The following is a 16,042-nucleotide window of genomic DNA, read 5'->3' on the forward strand; positions in this document are numbered from 1 at the left end:
CACAATGGCGATAATCGATCGCACTTTAGGACAGGCATGGCTGATCCATTGATTGAATTAAAAGGTGTCAGCAAACGGTTCGGGGACAATGCCGTTCTCGATCAGGTCGATTTAACCGTTTATCGCGGAGAAGCCCTTGCAATTATTGGACCTTCCGGAACTGGCAAATCCACAGTCTTGCGAATTATGGCAGGACTGCTTGCTCCTGATTCGGGGGAGGTATATATCGGCGGCAAACGGCGGAAAGGACTGATCGAAGATGCGGCTGATCCACTGCATATTAGTATGGTGTTTCAGCAAGCAGCACTATTTGACTCGCTGAATGTTGAGGAAAATGTTGGATTTTTGCTCTATCAACATTCCCGGCTACCTCGCAAGAGAATTCGCCAACTCGTGGAAGAACGACTGGAAATGGTTGGCTTATCGGGCATCAGTCAGCGATTTCCCGCTGAGCTTTCGGGTGGGATGAGAAAACGAGTCAGTTTTGCACGGGCAATCATGGCAAATCCTGATAATCCTAGCGATACACCAGACGTACTGCTGTACGATGAGCCGACTGCCGGACTCGATCCGATCGCATCAACGGTGATTGAAGATTTAGTACGATCGCTACAATGTCCGAAGCGGGGATGTCAAAGTTATGTGATGGTGACGCACCAAGAGAGTACAATTCGGCGCACCGCCGATCGAGTTTTATTTCTCCATCGCGGGCAGGTGCAATGGGAAGGCAAAGTCCATGAAATCGACACAACCGATGAGCCATTGATTCGGCAGTTCTTTAGTGGCAGTGTAGAAGGACCAATTCAGGTATTAGGGTAGAGGGGTTATGCGATCGCGAACGGTTCGAGAAGGATCAGTAGGCTTAATGATTTTGGCAGGCGTGGGACTGTTTGGCGGTCTAGTGCTCTGGCTGAAGGGACTGAATCCTGCTAATCGAAGTTTTACCGTAGTAGCAGAATTCGAGACAATCAACGGCGTTCAGGTCGGAAGTCCAGTCCGTTACCGAGGAGTCAATGTCGGGAGAATCTCTAACATTGCAGCTGGCGCAAATGGGGTAGAAGTGAAGCTAGAAATTGCACCAGCGGATTTAGTGATTCCCAGAGACTCAACGTTGAGTGTGAATCAAACCGGGCTACTCGGGGAGACTGTTTTAGACATTTCGCCACTCAAAGATCTCGTAGCGACTGCTGAACCAGGTAAACCCTTGGATCGAGATTGCAATCGAGATTTAATTCTGTGTGAAAACTCTCGCATTCAAGGAGTGATGGGAATTAGCACTGACGAACTCATTCGAGCGACGATCAAATTTGCAGATGTGTATAGCAATCCGCAATTTACAGGCAACATCAATGCTCTGACCAAAAATAGTAGTGTTGCAGCAGCGGAAATTGCTCAACTGAGCCGCGAAGTGACGGGCTTAGTTAAGTCTGCACGTCAAGAAGTTGGCACATTTTCAGCAACTGCCAGATCCATTAGTAATACAGCCGATCGAGCAACTTTAACCATTACTCAAATTAATGATCTGATTGCCGCGAATCGATCGACCCTCGTTTCCACCTTAGACAATCTCAGTGCAACGAGTAGCGAGCTTCGCACGAGCGTCGTTCGGCTCAGCCCGATTTTGAACCGAGTTGAAAGCAGTCAGCTCATCAACAACTTAGAAACCCTGTCTGCGAATGCCGTGCAAACCTCTGCAAACTTGCGGGATATCTCCGTGACCTTAAACAACCCTGCAAATATCACAATGCTTCAACAAACATTAGATTCAGCACGGGCAACCTTTGAAAACACTCAGAAAATCACCTCTGACTTAGATGAACTGACCGGTGATCCGCAGTTAAGAGACAATCTGAAGCGCCTGATCAATGGTTTAAGTGGTCTAGTTTCTTCAACGCAGCAATTGCAACAGCAGGCTGACATCGCTCAAATTTTGGCAGCGCCTAAACCCATCGCATACCCAACTCCGACTCCTTCTCCCTAAGAATCTCCTGTCTCGATCGGATGGTTTAGCACGTACTCCCGCCACAGCGTAGAAAGTTCCTCGGCTTGGGGTCGAGCTGAGGAGGAAAGCTGATACATTCGGCGTGGACGACCTCGCTTTTCTGGCTTTTTCCAATAACTACTGACGAGTCCTTCTTTCTCTAGAAACCGCAGCGAACTTTGCAAAATTGTGTCAGAGAGTCGATAGCCCGGATAGTTCTGTTTTAAAGACTGAACAAACTCAGTCCCATAAGAGTCGCTTTCAACCAAGATCGACAACAGGTAACAAACCGTCAATTGCTGATTGAGGAAAATCACCTGCGGCGTTTGGAAGAATCGGTAAATGTCTTGCAGGGTGAAGGGGCGTTGAGCATCCATCGTTTGAATGTCCATGATTTGGAGAGCTACCGTCGAATAGAGTTACACTGGGCTAGGCATTATCATTGCCAATTGCGGAAAATTTCGGAGAAAGCAAGACAATCCCAATTTGTCTGAGTGATAGCCTTGGAGTTTGGAGTTCAATTGCCAATCTGGTCGATGGTCAAAGCAGATAGATTGTGATCTCATCTTCATTCCTGACACATTTCGATCGCTGACTGCAATCGAACCTACAGCCTCAGACTTTTTCCGGCTAGAAGAATATTAAGTGCAGTAAGGTTGGTCAGATGATCAAAAACGCTCTGGAAAGCGTCTCTAATTTTGTAGTATGTGATACAAAATAGCTGCACTTATCCTAGCAGACGAACGGGAGTATTCCCCTGCTCAATGATCAGAATGATCTTTTACTCAACCCAGACATTTCTTAGAACAATTTCCATGAAGCATCAGCTTTAACATTTCTACTAAAAGGTTGTTATCAATCCCCCAATCGGGTGAGAGCGTTTAGATTTTAGCAGAATATTTTTGCAATCAGCCTAATCATTCTCATCGATTTAATACAGGATTCATGAGGCGGACTCGGAAATTGTGCAACCGTAAGTTTTGACCTGTCACGCAGCTATCGCCGTTAAGAGAAGAACAGCCCGAGAAATTATCTTGATCATCGAACCCTTTCTTCAGTCTTTAGAGAGATGAAGCGATCCCTGATATGCTATATGCAGCGATTCACGGAGAAGGAAATGTCAATCGTTGTCGATTTAGAAATGTCAGACACAGAGTACTTAGAGTTACTGACTCAAGGACGCAATCCGGTGTGTGAGCAAATTTATACTCAGCAACTAAGCAGCTATGGCTTTAGTTTGACCGAAGCCAAACAGCTTGCACCTTTGTTTGAAAAAGCAGATTGTTCGATCGCTGAAAAAATTGCCGTCAATTGCGCCCTCAAACAAGTGTGGAACCACCTGATCAAACTGGCGTAAAACCCGCCACCCTCGCTGAATTTAGCCTTGCCATAATAGAGAAGTAGCAAGCATGAATCAGCATGGTAGCGAGTCCCGTTTTAGCCCGCGAATCGAAGCTTTGGATGCCTGATCGAGTTCTCTTTACACCCGCTGCATTAGATGAACCGTGGGGACAACAGATTTTAGAGCGAGTTCAAAGCTTAGATTTACCGATTGAAGAACTTCCCAAAAACCGTTTGACTGGCTTGCGTGGAGAAGATGATCGTGAGACTTACAGCATTGCGAAACGAACGTTAGCGATCGTCACCGCTCCTCAAAGTCAACTCAAGCTCAGTCCGATCCCACCTTCTGCCGATTGGCAGTTTCATCTTGCAGAAGGCTGCCCTGCGCATTGCCAGTATTGTTATCTCGCTGGCAGTTTATCAGGGCCACCTGTGATTCGAGTGTATGCAAATCTACCTCAGATTTTGGATAACTTAGCTCGATACGAGCATCCTAATCGTGAGACGAGCTATGAAGTGAGTTGCTACACTGATCCGCTGGGGATTGAGCATCTCACGGGCAGCTTAGCCGAGTGTATTCGTTACTTCGGTACGCGCCAAGATGGATATCTGAGATGGGTTTCTAAGTTCAGTCATGTGGAAGGCTTATTAGATCTGCCTCACAATGGACATACGCGCTGTCGAGTCAGCGTGAATGCTGCACCCGTGAGTCAGCGCTTAGAAGGCGGCACAGCTTCTGTCGAGGAGCGCTTGCAAGCCCTGAGAAGATTAGGTTTAGAAGGCGGTTATCCTTTAGGCATTGTGATCGCGCCGATTATGCCGATCGATGATTGGCAAGCGCATTACACACAGTTACTCGATCGCATGTCTGAGCTGATTGACTTCGATTGTGACTTGACCTTTGAACTGATTTCTCATCGCTTTACACCTGGCTCGAAGCAAGTCCTCCTAAGTTGGTATCCGAATACGAAGTTAGATCTCGATGAGTCTGCGCGAGTTGTGAAGCGGAATAAATTCGGCGGCATGAAATATGTATACGATGCGAAGACGATGCGCGAATTGCGACAGTTCTTTGAGCGAGAATTAGCACGGCGATTTCCACATGGGAAAATTCTGTACTGGACATAAGCTCAATACGCTAAGCTGATAGCGTAGATCGTGGGTTTTGCTCATGGCTCTTTTACGCTTTGTCTTTATCCTTGCGGTAGCAGGCATTCTGGTTATCTTCACGCTGTCAAATTCAACAGTGCCGATGTCGATCGTATTTCTAGGAGTGCGATCTCCCACGATGCCACTGTCGTTGTGGATTTTAGGTGCGATCGCGCTTGGGATTGCAACGACAATCATCATCAATTTCCTGTTTGGATTAACACGATTTGCAGCGCGTCGATCAGAACGTAAAACGGTTCGGCAATCGACAAAACCCGCAGGCGTTTACACCTACGGTCAACAATCCCCTCCCTCGAAAAGCGAGGATGCGGACGATTGGTTTAGTGATGGGAGTGATGATTGGGGAGAGACACCGCGCAATCGTCCTCGGCAAGAGTTCGAGAAGCGTCAAGAACCGACTACAGAAACACGATCTGGGTCGTCGTACTCCTACACCTATCGCGAACCTACTACACCGCCGGACGTTGTGGATGCAGACTATAAGGTGATCAAACCACCGACTCGAAATTTGGATGAGGAAGAGTTCTAAATGTTAAACGGGGTGAGTGTTTTTCTCATTGGCATGATGGGGGTGGGAAAAACGACGATCGGGCAATTATTAGCACAGCGCTTGAACTACGAATTTCTCGATACGGATATGTTTATCGAGCAAGCGACTGGGCAAAGTGTTTCGACCATTTTTGCTGAATCTGGAGAAAGCATTTTTCGGCAACTCGAAACGGCGACGTTATCTCAAGTTTCTTCACGGTTGAGAAAGGTTGTTGCAACCGGAGGCGGAATTGTTGTGGCTCCAGATAATTGGAGCTATTTGAAGCATGGCGTAATTGTTTGGTTAGATTTACCCGTTGAGCAGATCCAAAAGCGTCTGAGTGATGACACGACTCGCCCTTTACTTCAGCAGCAAGACTTAGGAGCACGTTTAAACCAGCTTTTATCTGAACGTCGATCGCGCTATGCTCAAGCCGACATTCATATCTTGATCCAGCCCGATGAAACGCCTGATCAAATTACAGAACGAGTTTTGAGAGCGATCGCGCAAGAATGCGATCGTAAACGTCAAATGGATGAAGCGATTCAACAGTTGAACAAGGAGATGCCCTTCCAAACCAATGCAGATTGAACGCAAAAATTATCCTCATCTCGACAGACCCCTAGGTGCGTATGTGCATACCGTACGCCACGGTAGCTTGCTGTTTATTTCGGGCTTAACCGCGTTCAATACACCTGCACAAGACGAAGATCTAATCGCTCAGGCTGAAGTGATTCTCGAACAGATGCAAGGCATTCTCGAAGCAGAAAAGACGAGCTTTCAAGGATTACTCAAAGTCACGATATTCGTTACCGAGCTAGGACAACTGAGTCAGCTTAGAACTGTTTTATTTCGCTACTTTGAACAGCACTTGCCTGCAAGTTCCCTTGTACAAGTCGAGAGCCTTTTTGTGCCAGGGTTGAAAATCGAGGTTGAAGCGATCGCAGCACTCACCGCTGCGTAAAGCAATTCCACCTGTAAATTTTGGGTTGATCATTGATTGCGCTTTCCCGCCCGTGATTGAAAATCACGGTCTAACCGTGCGAAGTCTCTAAAGAGACTACCAGAATATAGCGATTCAGTCCGTTCAGGGACTTTGCACAGTTAGCACGGGGTTTAAAACCCTGTGCGGGAGAGTGAGATCGACAAATCAACCCGAAATTTACAGGTGGAAGCAATTTCCGAGATTCTCCGAAAATTTATCAACCTAACCCCGTAACCCGCTGCAATGTCGGCGTGAAATCTGGATACGAAATCGCTGCCGCCTCTGCCCGATGAATTGTCGTTGTGCCCGCAGCATTCAACGCCGCGATCGCTAAACTCATCGCAATCCGATGATCCGTATAGCTATCCACTTCCGCACCTTTCAAAGGCGTTCCACCTGTAATTTCCATTCCATCCGGGAGTTCTCGAACCGAAGCTCCCATCTGATTTAGCTGCGTCGCCATCACAGTAATGCGATCGCTCTCTTTCACACGTAACTCTTCCGCATCTTTGACGATCGTGGTTCCTTCTGCAAATGCCGCTGCCACTGCCAGAATTGGAATCTCATCAATCAATCTTGGAATCACATCGCCTGAGATTTCACAAGCTTTCAATGCACTATGCCGCACTCGCAAATCTGCTACAGGTTCGCCTGCAACTTCCCGCTGATTTTCCAAGGTAATATCAGCTCCCATGTGCTCGAGAATTTCTAACACTCCTGTTCGGGTTGGATTTACCCCAACATTCTCGATCGTCAAATCCGATCCAGGCACGATCGCCCCTGCAACGAGCCAAAATGCGGCTGAGCTAATATCTCCCGGCACAACAACCGTCTGCCCTGTCAATTGCGATTGTCCGGTTACTGTCACACTATTCGTTTCAGGGTCAACCGTTAAATCTGCCCCAAACGCCCGCAGCATCCGTTCACTATGATCACGAGACAGAGCAGGCTCGGTAACGGTTGTTTTTCCTTGCGTCATTAATCCGGCGAGTAAAACACAGGATTTCACTTGAGCCGACGCGATCGGCGAATGGTAATGAATCGGCTTCAAGACCTGCCCTTGAATGGCTAAAGGCGCGAGCGAATTTTGCTTGCGTCCCCAAATCTGTGCGCCCATTTGCTGAAGGGGTTTCACGACACGAGACATCGGACGAGATCGCAATGATCCATCTCCGGTTACGGTAAAAAATCGATCCGGATGCGATGCCAAAATTCCGAGCATTAATCGTAAGGTTGTGCCAGAATTTCCCGCATCTAAAACATCCACAGGCTCGACTAAATTTCCCAGGCCAATTCCCTTGACTCGCACCTCTTCCGTGTTCAACTCCGAGATTTCGGCTCCCATCGCCCGAAAACAACTAGCTGTGCTTCTTGGATCTTCTCCCAAAAGCAATCCGTGAATAACGGTTTCGCCTTGTGCCAAAGCGCCCAACATTAACGCCCGATGCGAAATCGATTTATCTCCTGGAACCCGAATTCGACCTTGCAAAGCCAGTCCCGCACTCGGGCGCTGAATCACAAGATCGTGGTGAGCATCGGTGACATGAAGCGCGATCGCTTCACTGTACGGGTTCGCAGAAGTCATAACACAATAAAATTACAGACAGCATTCGCTATCATCCGTTAATGCAGCTTTAGCGTCAATCATCCTCAACCTTTAACAACTGCTCATCGATCGCTTTCAATCTGCCTTTCACAACTTCCTCAGACAAAATTCGCTTACGCAACGCATCATTCAAGGCATTTTTTTCCGCTAATAACAACCGTCGCTTCACTGCATCAAACCGAGATGCCTGAAAGGTAAGGACAGTAGATTTCTCCGAGCGACGATTGTAAAAATCTCGCAGCGATCGCTCTGCTGCTGCCACTTTAATTTGATAGCTCGATCGCAATTCCTCATACACTGACTTCGGCAACACTCCACTTTTAAGCAACGTGTCGAGTTCATCCTGGGCTGCTTTCGCCGTCATTAACTGCGATTGCAATCCTTCGACCCACTCTTGCACCTCGGAACGATGAGCCAACTTCAATCGCTGAACAATAAAAGGCAAGCCCACCCCTTGCACAACCAGCGATAACAACACCGACCCAAACACGATCGCAATCAGCGATTCTCGCCCCGGAATACTCGATGGCAAACTTAACACCAAAGCCATCGACAACGAGCCTTTAATATTGCCTAGAAAAAGCACGTGTTGCCACTTGATCGGAATGGGTCGATCAAACACTCCCACCAAAGCGAGCAGCGGATACACCGCTAACATTCGCCCAATCTGATACGCCAACACAGCCAGCAAGACCGCAGGTAAAATTCGCCCCAACGTATCTAATCGCAGCTCTAATCCAATCAGCAGAAAAATAAACGTATTGACTCCGAATCCCGCATACTCCCAAAAGCTCAGTACCGTGATTCGACTCGATGCCGAAACCTTCCGCGATCGCTCCAAGTTTCCCAACATCAAACCCGCAATCACGACTGCTACCACACCCGAAACATGCAGAAATTGACCTAATTGAAATGCACTCAGCGCGATCGCCACAGTCAACAAAATACTGCTGAGTGGATCATCTTCCGATTGCAAATACAATTCCACTCCCAAATACCCCAGAACCAAGCCAACCGCGAGTCCGCCAACAATCACGACCACCAACTCGCGAATCCCATCAGTCAGCGCAATGCTACCAGTCGAATTAAATTTCAAAACCAAACTGAACAGCACCAGCGCAATGCCGTCATTAAATAGGCTTTCTCCTTCGACGATCGTGATCAGTTTGGAGGGAACTTCCACCTCTTTAAACACGGCAATCACCGACACTGTGTCCGTAATCGCCAAAATCACTCCAACCAACAGCGCTGGAATCCACTCCAATGCCAAGCCAAATTTTAGTCCGATCGCCGTAATTCCAACTGCGATCAGCACACCCGGACCTGCGAGCAGCAAAATCGGCTTCAGCGTACTTCTTAACCGACTAATATCAGTATTAATCGCTGCCTCAAACAGCAAAATGGGCAGAAACAAATTAATAATCAGCGCTGAATCTAATCCAACTTTTCGAGGCAGAAATTCCGCGATCGCGACTCCTGCCAGCACCAATCCCGTCACATAAGGCACTCTTAACCGTCGCGACAGCAATGCCACAATCGTCGCCACCAACAGCAAAATAATCAGTACCGTCACTAACTGCGCGAACTGACCCTGATCACCCACCGCGATCGCTAATATTTTTCCTGTCATAAGTTCTGAGCTTCTACCCCAACGCCACTAAAAACCATACCTTTCGTTGGGGAACTAAGCTTACTTTTTGAACCAGGCGATCGTCTAAATCTCCGCGATCGCCGATGGTTCACCCTAATCTTCCAACACAGACGGAATTCCCAACACTGGACAGGGGAACTGCACCCCCAATTGCCTCACCAGCGGATGGTCGCCTGTATCACATCCTAAAATCAACAGCGAAGCCTTCTCAGCCTCGACAACTTCCTTCAACTCTTTTGCAACGCGCCCAAACCGCAAATGCGTCTTCAGGGAACCGCGCCATTCTTCCGCCATACAGCGCGCATTCCATAAGATGCGATCGGCTTGCTCAAACAGTTCCGCCATTCCAAACTGCGGACTTGCCATCGTTTCTAATTCCGCGATCGCAGTTCGGCTGGTCTGCCACTCATTTCCCGCTTCTTTTTTCGAGCGTTTCGAGGTGCTATTAAAAACCGGAATCCGGTTCATCACGCCATCATCAATCACATACACGACTTGAACCGTCACCTGTTTACCCGTTGCCAAGCGTGTTTGGTGAGCAATCCATAATGTCAGATCCAGCGCCGTCTGACTACTCGGCGAATGAGAATAACCAACGACCAGATTGATTTCTGGCTCCTCGGCATGGCTTGCACCTGCCATCAGCAGCATTTTCTGAACCAAATCAGTCCGTCCAAGCGTGCCTTGGAGCCGTACGAGCATCGAATGAATATTCACGAGTTTGAAACCTCTCCTAACTACACAGGGCTGAGAGGTGGGTGAGGGATTTTTGACGATCGCAGATAGACGATCGAAATTCAGGACACCATAATCGCAGAGAACTGCGTTCTGGAGAATCCTCCCAATGCTGACGGAGTTAGCTGACGGGCTAAGACTGGAAGGTGTCTTTCTCAAACGGGTGTTTGAAATTCGCCCCAAAAATTGGTTCCTCCGTTTTGAATTCAAGCACCCTAAAAAGGGCTTAGATTCAAATTAAGCGACCCACAGATTGACTTCCCTAAAGTGTTGACAAAAGCACCCACAACAAAAAACCAGGTACTCTGGTTTGATCTTGCTGTTGGCTAATTTAATACGGACATGCGAGAAAGAACTGCTACTTATAAGACAAAACGAGGGACGTAAGCGAGTCGGCCTCGGTAGCAGAATCATTGCCATTATAACAACTGGTACTGGAGCGTACCATTTTCCTCACATATTGTATTGTTCTTGACAGCAAATTTCTTCCATTTCCACCTTTAGTATTTTCTAAATGCAGCCGCTTTGTCTTCTCTCACGAGATACAGATTGGTTGCAAATGTCACTCAGTTGTTCGAGAAATTAGAACAGGGAAAATCTTCGGGTGGCGTTAAGGATTGGATTTTCGGAGCCGTTAACATTTTTTGATAGAGTCTTGCGGCACGGCTAGAACGCTTAAATTTATCCAGAAGTTCTAAGTAAGCGAAGGGAAGAACGATAACCCAAAATAGACACGCGATCGCAATCACTAAGCCTGATATCCGTTGCTCTTTCTTGGTTAAATCATCTTGATCATGACGGAAAAATTCGAGCCAGCTAATGAAGAGAACTGGCATCACGGCTACGTAAAATAATCCCGAAACCACTAACAAAACTTGCATAAACAACTCTTTCCTCAAACATTGACGTTGCTAGGAATTGAAATCGTAGCGACCCCGTGTTAGTCCCGTAGCTTTCCTCCTCTAGAGATACTATGCAGTTCTGAATATCTGCGTTAGCAAAATCACTGAATGTTGTTCTATAGATTTATGAAAGACATTGTTACACGGCATCGTATCACGTTGTAAATGTTACCCAGCATCACCTGTTACCTACCAGTGATTAAAATCATTGACGCTGAAACAATAAACCCACTCCCAACAGCGCAATCAGGACACCCATGACAGATCGTATGCTAACGCGATCGCCCAAAATCCGAGTTAAGGGTATGACAAATAAGGGACTGGTACTACTCAAGGCTTGTGCGATTCCGGTTGCAGCGAATTTCAGAGACGTTTGCTGAAGTAAAATTCCTAAATAAGTACTCACGAATCCCGTTGTTGCAATCACGACAAACAATCGACGATTTTGTACGGGTTTAACCAGTTCAACCGATTGGCGTTGCAGCAAGATCCAGATGAACAGTGCGATCGTACCGCCTAAAAGCCGAATTAATGTACTCCAGAGTGAGTCAATTTCAGAACTGACCAGTGCGGCTCTTGACATAACGGCACCTGTTGCTTGCCCAAGAGCGGCGAGCAGTCCGAATAAACTGCCCCGAAGCGGACGGAAATCTTCGTGAACATCAGAAGCCCGTTCTAAGATCACCCAAACGACTCCGACAATCGTCAACCCAATCCCAAGCCAAGCCGTGGTTGAAATCTGCTCTTTGAGAAAGAGCAAGGCAAACACAGCAGACATAGGAGGTGCAAGAGTTTCAAATAAAAGGGTTCTTCTTGCGCCGATGCAATTGAGCGCGTTGAAATAAGCAGTATCACCGAAGCCAATGCCGATCGTGCCGCTGAGAAAGAGCAGGAGAAAATGAGCAGGATCGATCGAGGGAATATTCCGCTGAGTGAGGAGTAAGGTCAGGACGAGCAAAACGATCGCAATCCAGCCCTTGGTGAAATTCAAAGCCAGCGGCTTGATTTGCCGTCCAACGCCCGTATAGACGATCGAGGCAGTTGCCCAGATCAGAGCAGCCATCAGCGCCGCAATTTCACCTCGAAATTGAAGAAAAAAAGTCAAAGTAAATCAACCAATTCAAGTGTTTGAGTCAGATCGACGAGCGTATTCGCACAGAGAATCCCCGAAGCCGCAACCGCAGGGACACCGATTCCAGGCATTGTGCTATCCCCGACCCGGTAGAGATTCTGGATCGGCGTATAACAACTCGGAAATAATCCTTGTCCGGCGGGAATTCCAGCTCCGTATGTGCCCTGATAGCGCCGCAAATATCGCGCATGAGTCAGCGGGGTTCCAATCAGTTCTAAAACAATACGGGATTTCAAATCTGGAATAATTCTTTCAATTGCACGAAATAGCGACTGCGATCGCTCCTGTTTTTTCTGCTCATACTCGGCATTTCGCACCCAACCTTCAAAGGGTTCTAACGTATAAGCATGAACAACGTGATGCCCATCTGGAGCCAGCGTCGCATCCCAAACCGAGGGAATCGAAATCATGCAGGTATTTCCAGGAATGGTGATGTCTCGATCGTCATGCACGACCACATGATGACCTGTTAAACCTTCTAAACCCTCTGCGCGAATGCCAAGATGCAAGTGCATAAAACTCTCGATCGCTGGCGTTTTGAGTGCGTCTTGAGTGTTCGGCAAGGGATCTAAAAGTTGCGAATATGTATCCCAAATTGTGGCGTTAGAGATGACGATCGCTGATTTTAATTCTTCGCCATTTCGCAACCGCACGCCTCGAACTTTGCCGGATTCCACGAGAATTTTCTCTACATGTGTACCCAATCGCAGCGATCCGCCCCATTTTTTCAGCCCTCGCACCAGCGCATCGACGATCGCGCCACTTCCCCCGATCGGATAATCAATCACAGAATTTGTCCGCTCTCCAAACATAAAGGCAACTTCAGGCGCGATCGTGCCGTGAGCCTTTAATCCAGACAATAGGAAACATTCCAAATCGATGAGTCTTCGCACCCAAGGATCACGAACCGTTTGATCCATCAAATCGCCAACAGAAGCTTGAATCATCCCCAAATTCGGGAGCAATTTCAGCAACGAAGGAAGATAACGACTCAACAAAAGCGGGGCTAATTTCCAATCGCTGCGTAGAGCGAGCGTCGGAATTCCGCGTAAGCCTTCGTAGAGTTTGAGAAACCGTTTTTCAAGTTCGACAAGCTCGATCGCACCTTGAGGAGAAATGTTCGCGATCGCCGATCGATATTTTTCTAAATTTCCATACACCGGAAGAGTCGCGTCTGGAAAATGATAATGACCAAACGGATCATAAGGAATCGCTGCGACGGGTTCTTCTAACACCGCTAAAACTTGGCGCAGCGGATTGACTGAATGGGCATCGCTCAACCCGCAGTAAAACGATGCCCCAGAATCAAAATGAAATCCTTGCCGCGAAAAGCTGTGAATTGCGCCGCCTGGAATAGTATGGCTTTCACAGACCACCACCGACTTTCCATATCGAGCCAATAATGCCCCTGCGACCAGTCCACCAATTCCACTCCCGATTACAACAATCTCTGTATCGTGCATATGAATGTTCCAAGTAGTGTTTCCACTACTTAACGAGTGTCAGCCCTTGTGAATAAAATGAACTCAAGTATTCTCGTGATTTTAAGACAATGTCATTTTTTGATTCCGAGATCGTTCAAGAAGAAGCTAAGAATCTTTTTCAGGATTATCAATCTCTAATCCAACTAGGCAGCAGCTATGGCAAGTTCGATCGTGAAGGCAAAATCATGTACATCGAACAGATGGAAGCCATTATGGATCGCTACAAAGTATTTATGAAACGCTTTGAGCTATCCGAAGATTTCTCTGCTCAGATGACAGTTGAGCAATTGAAAACTCAGTTGGGTCAGTTTGGCATGACTCCACAGCAAATGTTCGATCAAATGCAGCAAACCTTGAATCGGATGAAATCCCAAATTGACAAATAAAGCGGGTCGGGCAAGCTGCCCAACCCCAAGAATTTGTTACGGTTTTTCAAAGTCCGACATGGGGCGGAACTTCTCAACAGGTACATCCTGCAACGCTTGAGACATAAAATCTCGCCAAATTGGAGCGACAAACGTTCCTCCCGTTGCACCCTGTCCTAGCTGCGAGTAGTTATCGTTTCCAACCCAAACTGCTGTTGCAAGCTGAGGCACATATCCCACAAACCAAATATCGCGTTCTGAAGAAGTTGTTCCCGTCTTTCCGGCAGCAGGACGACCAATTTGGGCTGCCGTTGCTGTTCCGCGCGTGATTACACCTTGTAGAGTGTCATTCAGAGCAGCAGATGCCCAGGAATCAAGGACTAGTCTTGGTTTCGGCGTGTTGTCTAAAATCACATTGCCACTGCTATCTGCAACTTGGGCGATCAAGGTCGTATCTGAATACCAGCCATTGTTTGCGAAGGTTGCATACGCACTCGCCATTTCTAGCGGTGTCAGGTCAACGGCTCCTAATGGCAAAGAGATCACAGGATCGATGGGGCTTTTGATACCAATACTTCGGCAGATTTCAACGACTTTATTTAAGCCGATTTCTTGACCCAGCTTGACCGCAGGGACATTTCGCGACTGCTCTAGCGCGCGGCGTAGCGTCATGGCTCCACCAAAACTACGATCGTAGTTTTGCGGATAATACATTTCATATCCATCTGGATATCCTACTGGCGCATCTAGGATCGTTGCATCGGGAGAATATCTGCCAGAGGCAAAAGCCGCGTAGTACACAAACGGTTTAAAGGCGGATCCAGGTTGGCGAAGGGCTTGAGTTGCACGGTTATATTCGCTCTTCTTCGCATCGACTCCACCCACCATCGCTTTGATAAACTGCGTCCGGGGATCGACTGAAACGATCGCCATCTGGTCGGCATACACCCCTTGGTTATTCAAGGTACTAATCCATCGACGGGCAGTATCTTCAGCAGCCCGCTGCATCTTAGAGTCGATCGTGGTTTGAATGCGCATCCCACCTTTGAGCACTGCATCGCGCCCGAATCTACGTGTGAGTTCTTTCGTGACCTCATTCGTAACATAGGGCATCTGACTGGTCTGGAACGAGGTGATTTTGCCCAGTTTAATCGGCTGTTTGCGAGCGGCAGTTTCCTCTTCAGCCGTAATCCAGCCCAGTTCTCGCATCCGATTGAGCACATCGCCTTGACGGGCTTTTGCCGCTTTCAGATCGACAAAGGGGCTGAGATCTTCCGGCGATTGAATCAAGCCTGCCATCATCGCAGATTCAGCCAGATTCAGCTTCGATACATCTTTGCCAAAATAACTTCTTGCAGCGGTTTGAGCGCCGTAGTTGTTATGTCCCCAATAAATCTGGTTCAGATACATTTCCAAGATTTGGTCTTTCTTGAAAATCTGCTCAACTCGCAAAGATAGAACGGCTTCTGCCACTTTGCGGCTGATCGCACGCTTCGGGGACAGAAATAGGTTTTTCACAAGCTGCATGGTCAGCGTCGAGCCGCCTTCAACCGTGCGTCCTGTCGTGAAATTCGCCATCGTGGCTCGGGCGATCGCGCCGCCATTCACCCCACGGTGTGAATAGAAATAACTATCTTCAATGGCAATCACAGCCCGTTTGAGATGAGGAGAAATTCCATTGAGGGGAACCACTTCTCGATTTGCCTCACCGTGAATACTGGCAAGCATTTTGCCCTTGATATCGTAAATATGAGTGGTTTCGCTCGGTTTGTAGCCTCGCAGCGATCGCACGTCAGGCAAGTTGCGAAAACTGATCGCAAGTCCGACCAGTCCACCTGCAATCACCGAACTTGACAGCATCGTAATCGCAAGTAGCGTTCCTCCTGTCACTTTGCCGATAGATTGAACAAATTCTCGGGTGGTTTCAGGTTGGCGCTGCTTTTGTCTTAAGGTGTTAGACGACACGGCAAACTCTCTTTCGTAAAAGTGGGGTTCGATGCTTGGATGAGTCAAGCGTTTCCGGGTAAGGATTCCGTAACTCTAGTAGGATAATTGAGACTTGCTGAAATGGATCAAAGTTTCAAGAAAGCTCAGCCAAATGAAAACTATAGTAATGGGTCAAACAAGTGATTGAAAATGGCACAGAGTCAGTATTGTAGAT

The 16,042-nt window shown here is 47.7% G+C and carries 16 protein-coding genes and 1 riboswitch; of the genes, 8 read left to right on the forward strand and 8 right to left on the reverse strand.

The window, feature by feature from the left end; genetic code table 11:
* Positions 1-36 precede the first annotated feature (36 nt).
* Both ACMUEV_RS03960 and ACMUEV_RS03965 read left to right on the forward strand, forming a co-directional pair.
* Positions 37-819: an ABC transporter ATP-binding protein gene (locus ACMUEV_RS03960; protein WP_190648998.1), complete on the forward strand. Its 783-nt coding sequence runs from the start codon at positions 37-39 to the stop codon at positions 817-819.
* A 7-nt stretch (positions 820-826) separates the two neighbouring features.
* Positions 827-1,981 carry an MlaD family protein gene (locus ACMUEV_RS03965; protein WP_017290589.1) on the forward strand — a complete coding sequence of 385 codons (1,155 nt, stop codon included), beginning with the start codon at positions 827-829 and terminating at the stop codon, positions 1,979-1,981.
* On the opposite strand, the gene ACMUEV_RS03970 is transcribed toward ACMUEV_RS03965, so the two are convergent.
* Positions 1,978-2,373: a PadR family transcriptional regulator gene (locus ACMUEV_RS03970; RefSeq protein ID WP_197693232.1), complete on the reverse strand. Its 396-nt coding sequence runs from the start codon at positions 2,371-2,373 to the stop codon at positions 1,978-1,980. The two genes, ACMUEV_RS03965 and ACMUEV_RS03970, sit on opposite strands and share 4 nt — an antisense overlap.
* A gap of 725 nt (positions 2,374-3,098) precedes the next feature.
* Here ACMUEV_RS03970 and ACMUEV_RS03975 point away from each other — a divergent pair.
* The 5 genes from ACMUEV_RS03975 (at position 3,099) to ACMUEV_RS03995 (ending at position 5,985) form a co-directional block, all read left to right on the forward strand.
* Positions 3,099-3,338 (forward strand): hypothetical protein, encoded by a 240-nt coding sequence (locus ACMUEV_RS03975; RefSeq protein WP_190648933.1) that lies wholly within the window; start codon positions 3,099-3,101, stop codon positions 3,336-3,338.
* A gap of 62 nt (positions 3,339-3,400) precedes the next feature.
* A complete protein-coding gene (locus tag ACMUEV_RS03980; protein ID WP_017290586.1) occupies positions 3,401-4,450 on the forward strand; it encodes a spore photoproduct lyase family protein in 1,050 nt (349 codons plus the stop codon).
* Between the two features lie 43 nt (positions 4,451-4,493).
* Positions 4,494-5,021: a LapA family protein gene (locus tag ACMUEV_RS03985; protein ID WP_017290585.1), complete on the forward strand. Its 528-nt coding sequence runs from the start codon at positions 4,494-4,496 to the stop codon at positions 5,019-5,021.
* On the forward strand, positions 5,022-5,612 hold the full coding sequence (locus tag ACMUEV_RS03990) for a shikimate kinase (protein ID WP_190648936.1): 591 nt from the start codon (positions 5,022-5,024) through the stop codon (positions 5,610-5,612).
* On the forward strand, positions 5,602-5,985 hold the full coding sequence (locus ACMUEV_RS03995) for a RidA family protein (RefSeq protein WP_190648939.1): 384 nt from the start codon (positions 5,602-5,604) through the stop codon (positions 5,983-5,985). The genes ACMUEV_RS03990 and ACMUEV_RS03995 overlap by 11 nt, the downstream gene beginning before the upstream one ends.
* A 238-nt stretch (positions 5,986-6,223) precedes the next feature.
* On the opposite strand, the gene aroA is transcribed toward ACMUEV_RS03995, so the two are convergent.
* From aroA to ACMUEV_RS04025, 6 genes are all read right to left on the reverse strand, one after another.
* Positions 6,224-7,591 carry a 3-phosphoshikimate 1-carboxyvinyltransferase gene (aroA, locus tag ACMUEV_RS04000; RefSeq protein ID WP_190648943.1) on the reverse strand — a complete coding sequence of 456 codons (1,368 nt, stop codon included), beginning with the start codon at positions 7,589-7,591 and terminating at the stop codon, positions 6,224-6,226.
* Positions 7,592-7,646: 55 nt separating this feature from the next.
* Complete coding sequence (locus tag ACMUEV_RS04005; RefSeq protein WP_190648946.1) at positions 7,647-9,242, reverse strand: cation:proton antiporter; 1,596 nt, start codon at positions 9,240-9,242, stop codon at positions 7,647-7,649.
* 114 nt (positions 9,243-9,356) lie between these two features.
* Positions 9,357-9,980, reverse strand: coding sequence for a universal stress protein (locus tag ACMUEV_RS04010; RefSeq protein ID WP_268180364.1), 624 nt, complete (start codon positions 9,978-9,980; stop codon positions 9,357-9,359).
* A gap of 116 nt (positions 9,981-10,096) precedes the next feature.
* Positions 10,097-10,221: riboswitch (cyclic di-AMP (ydaO/yuaA leader) on the reverse strand.
* Between the two features lie 343 nt (positions 10,222-10,564).
* Positions 10,565-10,879 carry a hypothetical protein gene (locus tag ACMUEV_RS04015; RefSeq protein ID WP_017290578.1) on the reverse strand — a complete coding sequence of 105 codons (315 nt, stop codon included), beginning with the start codon at positions 10,877-10,879 and terminating at the stop codon, positions 10,565-10,567.
* A 226-nt stretch (positions 10,880-11,105) separates the two neighbouring features.
* Positions 11,106-12,005, reverse strand: a complete 900-nt coding sequence (locus ACMUEV_RS04020; protein WP_190648948.1) for a DMT family transporter — start codon at positions 12,003-12,005, stop codon at positions 11,106-11,108.
* Positions 12,002-13,495 (reverse strand): phytoene desaturase family protein, encoded by a 1,494-nt coding sequence (locus ACMUEV_RS04025; protein WP_190648951.1) that lies wholly within the window; start codon positions 13,493-13,495, stop codon positions 12,002-12,004. The genes ACMUEV_RS04020 and ACMUEV_RS04025 overlap by 4 nt, the downstream gene beginning before the upstream one ends.
* An 89-nt stretch (positions 13,496-13,584) precedes the next feature.
* Between ACMUEV_RS04025 and ACMUEV_RS04030 the strand changes: the two genes are divergently transcribed.
* A complete protein-coding gene (locus tag ACMUEV_RS04030) occupies positions 13,585-13,902 on the forward strand; it encodes a DUF1825 family protein (protein ID WP_017290575.1) in 318 nt (105 codons plus the stop codon).
* A gap of 36 nt (positions 13,903-13,938) precedes the next feature.
* Here the strand turns inward: ACMUEV_RS04030 and ACMUEV_RS04035 are convergent, their stop codons facing one another.
* The gene (locus ACMUEV_RS04035) at positions 13,939-15,846 is read right to left on the reverse strand and encodes a transglycosylase domain-containing protein (protein WP_017290574.1); all 1,908 of its coding nucleotides are present in this window, start codon (positions 15,844-15,846) and stop codon (positions 13,939-13,941) included.
* Positions 15,847-16,042: the final 196 nt, after the last annotated feature.

Origin of the sequence: Leptolyngbya sp. FACHB-1624, from assembly GCF_047649235.1 — a bacterium.
GTDB classification, from domain to species: Bacteria; Cyanobacteriota; Cyanobacteriia; order Leptolyngbyales; family Leptolyngbyaceae; genus Leptolyngbya; species Leptolyngbya boryana.

Bases quoted from the DNA above. Each gene is read 5' to 3' on its own strand.
- ACMUEV_RS03960 (WP_190648998.1), top strand. From the start codon at position 37: ATGGCTGATCCATTGATTGAATTAAAAGGTGTCAGCAAACGGTTCGGG.
- ACMUEV_RS03965 (WP_017290589.1), top strand. From the start codon at position 827: ATGCGATCGCGAACGGTTCGAGAAGGATCAGTAGGCTTAATGATTTTG.
- ACMUEV_RS03970 (WP_197693232.1), bottom strand. From the start codon at position 2,373: ATGGACATTCAAACGATGGATGCTCAACGCCCCTTCACCCTGCAAGAC.
- ACMUEV_RS03975 (WP_190648933.1), top strand. From the start codon at position 3,099: ATGTCAATCGTTGTCGATTTAGAAATGTCAGACACAGAGTACTTAGAG.
- ACMUEV_RS03980 (WP_017290586.1), top strand. From the start codon at position 3,401: ATGGTAGCGAGTCCCGTTTTAGCCCGCGAATCGAAGCTTTGGATGCCT.
- ACMUEV_RS03985 (WP_017290585.1), top strand. From the start codon at position 4,494: ATGGCTCTTTTACGCTTTGTCTTTATCCTTGCGGTAGCAGGCATTCTG.
- ACMUEV_RS03990 (WP_190648936.1), top strand. From the start codon at position 5,022: ATGTTAAACGGGGTGAGTGTTTTTCTCATTGGCATGATGGGGGTGGGA.
- ACMUEV_RS03995 (WP_190648939.1), top strand. From the start codon at position 5,602: ATGCAGATTGAACGCAAAAATTATCCTCATCTCGACAGACCCCTAGGT.
- aroA (WP_190648943.1), bottom strand. From the start codon at position 7,591: ATGACTTCTGCGAACCCGTACAGTGAAGCGATCGCGCTTCATGTCACC.
- ACMUEV_RS04005 (WP_190648946.1), bottom strand. From the start codon at position 9,242: ATGACAGGAAAAATATTAGCGATCGCGGTGGGTGATCAGGGTCAGTTC.
- ACMUEV_RS04015 (WP_017290578.1), bottom strand. From the start codon at position 10,879: ATGCAAGTTTTGTTAGTGGTTTCGGGATTATTTTACGTAGCCGTGATG.
- ACMUEV_RS04025 (WP_190648951.1), bottom strand. From the start codon at position 13,495: ATGCACGATACAGAGATTGTTGTAATCGGGAGTGGAATTGGTGGACTG.
- ACMUEV_RS04030 (WP_017290575.1), top strand. From the start codon at position 13,585: ATGTCATTTTTTGATTCCGAGATCGTTCAAGAAGAAGCTAAGAATCTT.